Annotated in this window: 3 protein-coding genes; all 3 read left to right on the top strand. The window is 64.2% G+C overall.

The annotated features are described in order from the left end of the window. Positions 1-190: 190 nt before the first annotated feature. The 3 genes from FEK34_RS29730 to FEK34_RS29720 are packed head-to-tail and all read left to right on the top strand — an operon-like array spanning position 191 to position 3,685. Complete coding sequence (locus tag FEK34_RS29730) at positions 191-1,318, top strand: tyrosine-type recombinase/integrase (RefSeq protein WP_138453299.1); 1,128 nt, start codon at positions 191-193, stop codon at positions 1,316-1,318. Beyond that, the gene (locus FEK34_RS31070) at positions 1,315-3,288 is read left to right on the top strand and encodes a tyrosine-type recombinase/integrase (protein ID WP_171048489.1); all 1,974 of its coding nucleotides are present in this window, start codon (positions 1,315-1,317) and stop codon (positions 3,286-3,288) included. Before FEK34_RS29730 ends, FEK34_RS31070 begins: the two co-directional genes overlap by 4 nt. Next, positions 3,278-3,685: a DUF6262 family protein gene (locus FEK34_RS29720; protein ID WP_138453296.1), complete on the top strand. Its 408-nt coding sequence runs from the start codon at positions 3,278-3,280 to the stop codon at positions 3,683-3,685. Before FEK34_RS31070 ends, FEK34_RS29720 begins: the two co-directional genes overlap by 11 nt. The last annotated feature ends 46 nt before the right edge of the window (positions 3,686-3,731 follow it).

Here is a 3,731-nt window from a genome sequence, read left to right as displayed (position 1 = left end):
GTATGTTCCCCTGAGTCTGGGTGAGCGTGTCTTTGATGTAGCCGCCGTATTTGGTTGTGCCTGTTCGGGTTTGAGTGAGGCACGGTTATCTGGGGTGTCCGCGACGCGCCGGTGATGGTTGGGGTGGATCGCGGGCTGGGTCGTATCGTCGCCGTCCGTACTTTCTGGCGATGGTGCGGAGGAGGCGGGGTTGCGGGTTCAGCAGGTGTTGGCGCCGGGCGGCGGGCCGGAGTCGTGGACGGTGCTGGATGACGGTTTCGCGGTGGTGGAGCCGGTGGATGAGTTCCTGGCGTATTTGACTGTGATCGAGCGGTCGCCGGGAACGGTGCGTTCGTATGCGTTCGACTTGCGGGACTACTTCGCTTTCCTGGCCGCTCATGGCCTGGATTGGCGGTCGGTTCGGTTGGAGCATTTGGGCCGGTTCGTTGGTTGGCTGCGGTTGCCGTCGGGGCAGCGATCGGTGGAGGTGACCTCGCTGTCGTCGGTGGCGGGCGCGTGTTCGGCATCGACGATCAATCGGAAGTTGGCCGCGTTGGGGTCGTTTTACAGGTATCAGCACCGTCACGGAGTGGACTGTGGTGAGCTGCTGACCGAGATCAAGCCGGGTGGGGCGCGCGGGTCATGGCGGCCGTTTCTGGCGCATCTCGGGTCGGCCGGTGATCAGCGGAGGCGCACGATCAAGCTCAAGACCGAGCGGCGGTTGCCGCGAACGCTCACCGATGAGCAGGTGGGGTTGATCATCGGTGCGTGTGATCGGCTGCGGGATCGGTTTCTGATTGAGTTGTTGACCGGCACCGGGTTGCGGATCGGTGAGGCGCTCGGGTTGCGGCACGAGGACATTGATGCGGCGGGCCGGCTGATCCGGGTGCGGTCCCGGTCGAACACCAACGGGGCTCGGGTCAAAACTGGGCAGCGCGAGGTTCCGGTCGAAGCGAGGTTGATCCGCCTCTACACCGACTACCTCGTCACCGAATACGGCGATCTGGACTGCGACTACGTCTTCGTCAACCTCTGGGGCGGCGTCCACGGCACGGCCTGGCGATATTGGAACGTCACCGACCTAGTTGCCCGCCTGCGCAGTCGAAGCGGCGTGAGGTTCTCCGCTCACTGGTTCCGCCACACCTACGCCACTGGCTTGCTGCGGCGCGGCGTCCCGGCCGAAGTCGTGGCGAAGCTGCTCGACCATTCCTCGGTCTCCACCACGACCACGACCTATGCGCATCTCGAGATCGAAGACCTGCGACGAGTGCTACGGGCCGCTGGATGCCTGGATGTCGACCTGCCCGATCGCATGAACCTGCCCGGAGGCCCATCGTGACCACTACATCGCTGACCGTCGTCGCGCCCACCAAACCGGAACCAGGGGCCGTTACCGGCATCTGGGTGGATCGGGTGAGAGAGGCTGTCGCCTCGATCCTGGTCAACGACCGGATCGCGATGAGCCCTGAGGATCCTGTCGGCGGAGGGCCGCCCTGCACGGCGCCGGGCTGCCCGCGATCCGTTCGCCATGCTGGGCTGTGTTCAGCGCACTACGAACGTTGGCACGCAGCTGGTCGACCCGATCAATCGCAGTGGGATCCCGGGACACCCCTGGGGATCGAGTATCTGTCTTTGGCGGCCCTGCCGACACCGTTGCGTTGGGAAATTGCCTACGGGATTCTGCGGGCGCGACAGGAACGCAACGTCGTTCACCTGCGGCTCAGCTCGGTCCATACCTGCGTCGAGGACCTGGCCGCGATCGGGATGAGCTCGCTGCTGGACTATGAGGAAGATCAGTGGCCCTCGCGGGGCAACCGCTACCGCGGGCAGACTCAGCGCCCAACCATCAAACTCCGTATTGGATTTCTGACCTTCATCATCGACGAGATCGACAGGCTTCGCGGTTTGGACGGCCGCGAACACGAATTCAGCCGAGATGCGTGGCGAGGCCGGCGGATCGGGTTCAACGACGCAGCCCACGGATGGCTTCTGGACTTCCGGCCCATCCCGCAGCCCTGGCTGCGCCAAGCGGTCAAGAACTTCATCCGATGGCGCATCGATATCGGGCACAGCGCCAGCGGAATCCACCGCGACATGCTGGTGCTGAAGATGATGTCGAGCGCGTTGACCGATCATGCCGGCCCCGATGCGCGACCCGAGCAATTCGACCGCACCGTGATCACACGACTGCTGACCCTGTTCGCCGAGGCGCGTTTCACGCCCAACGGGATCAACCAGCGATTGAGCTCAGCAAAAGTATTCTTCGTCATCGCTCGTCAACACGACTGGATCCCCGGCGTTCCGGCACGCACCGCCATCTACTCCGAAGACTTCCCCGACCGCGGCACGCTCGCCCCGCGAGGGTTGTCAGCAGTCGTCATGGCCCAGCTCGAGAATCCGGCAAACCTCGACAAACTCGCCGATCGCCGCTGGCGCCTGCTGATCCCGCTGCTCATGGAGACCGGTCTCCGAGCCAACGATGCACTTCACCTGCCGCTCGACTGCCTGGTCCGCGACCAACAAAACGCTCCCTACCTGCGCTACTACAACCGCAAGATGAAACGCGAAGCGCTGGTGCCGATCTCCACCGAAACCGCCGCCGCTATCACCACCCAGATCGAATGGGTCAGGAGCCACTATTCGCCGAATGCGCTGCTGTTTCCCCGGGAACGGCAGAACCCCGACGGAACCCGGCCCATCAGGTCGACGACGTTGCGGGCCGTGATGAACCAGTGGATGGCCGAATGCGGGATCGTCGACGACGCCGGCGCACCCGCTCAGGTCACAGCCCACCAATTCCGGCACACCCTCGGCACCACACTGATCAACAACGACGTCCCGCAAGAGATCGTCCGCAAGATCCTCGACCACACCTCTCCGGAGATGACCGCCCACTACGCGCGCCTGCACGACAACACCGTCCGCCGGCACTGGGAACGCGCCCGCAAGGTCGACATCCACGGCAACGACGTCATCCTTACCGCCGACAGCCCACTCGCCGACGCCGAATGGACCAAACAACACCTCTCCCGGGCAACCCAAGCCCTGCCCAACGGCTACTGCGGGCTCCCGCTGCAACAGAGCTGCCCACACGCCAACGCCTGCCTGACCTGCCCAGTCTTCATCACCACGCCCGAATTCCTGCCCCAGCATCGCCAGCAACTCGACCTCACCCGCGGCATCATCGAACGCGCTCAACAACGCGGCCAGCTCCGCCTGGCCGAGATGAATCAGCAGACCGCCGACAACCTCCTCCAGATCATCACCAGTCTCGAACAACCCACCGAACCAGGCGACGATGCGCGCTGACAACACCGCCCACCTGCGGGCCGCGGCCGCGGCCCGCCACGAATCCGCCCGTCAACGCGCACTCGCCGCGCTCGATGCCCTGCAACAGTCCGACGCCCAGCCGATCACCATTGCAGGTCTCGCTAAGGCGGCAAACGTCGCACGATCTTGGCTCTATACCCAGCCCGACCTGCTCGCCCGCATCAAGGGCGCTCCCGGCCCACAGCCTCGCACCCAACGGCCCTCACAAGCGAGCGAAGAGTCGTGGAAACGTCGACTCGAACTCGCTCACCAACGCATTCAAGAACTGACCGATGAAAACCGTCAACTCCGCACCCAACTCGCGCTCGCCCACGGACAGCGACGAGCCGACCAGATCGCCTCCACGAGGACATCGTCTACAACGCAAACACCCTGATCACAACCAACAACGACGGTCAGAACTCAGGGGAATGTATGTTCGA

The sequence above is a fragment of the Nocardia cyriacigeorgica genome (assembly GCF_005863245.1).
GTDB lineage: Bacteria > Actinomycetota > Actinomycetes > Mycobacteriales > Mycobacteriaceae > Nocardia > Nocardia cyriacigeorgica_C.
This window is presented reverse-complemented; position numbering and strand designations above follow the sequence as displayed.

Coding starts and splice junctions, on each gene's coding strand:
- FEK34_RS29720 (WP_138453296.1), top strand. CDS start 3,278: ATGCGCGCTGACAACACCGCCCACCTGCGGGCCGCGGCCGCGGCCCGC.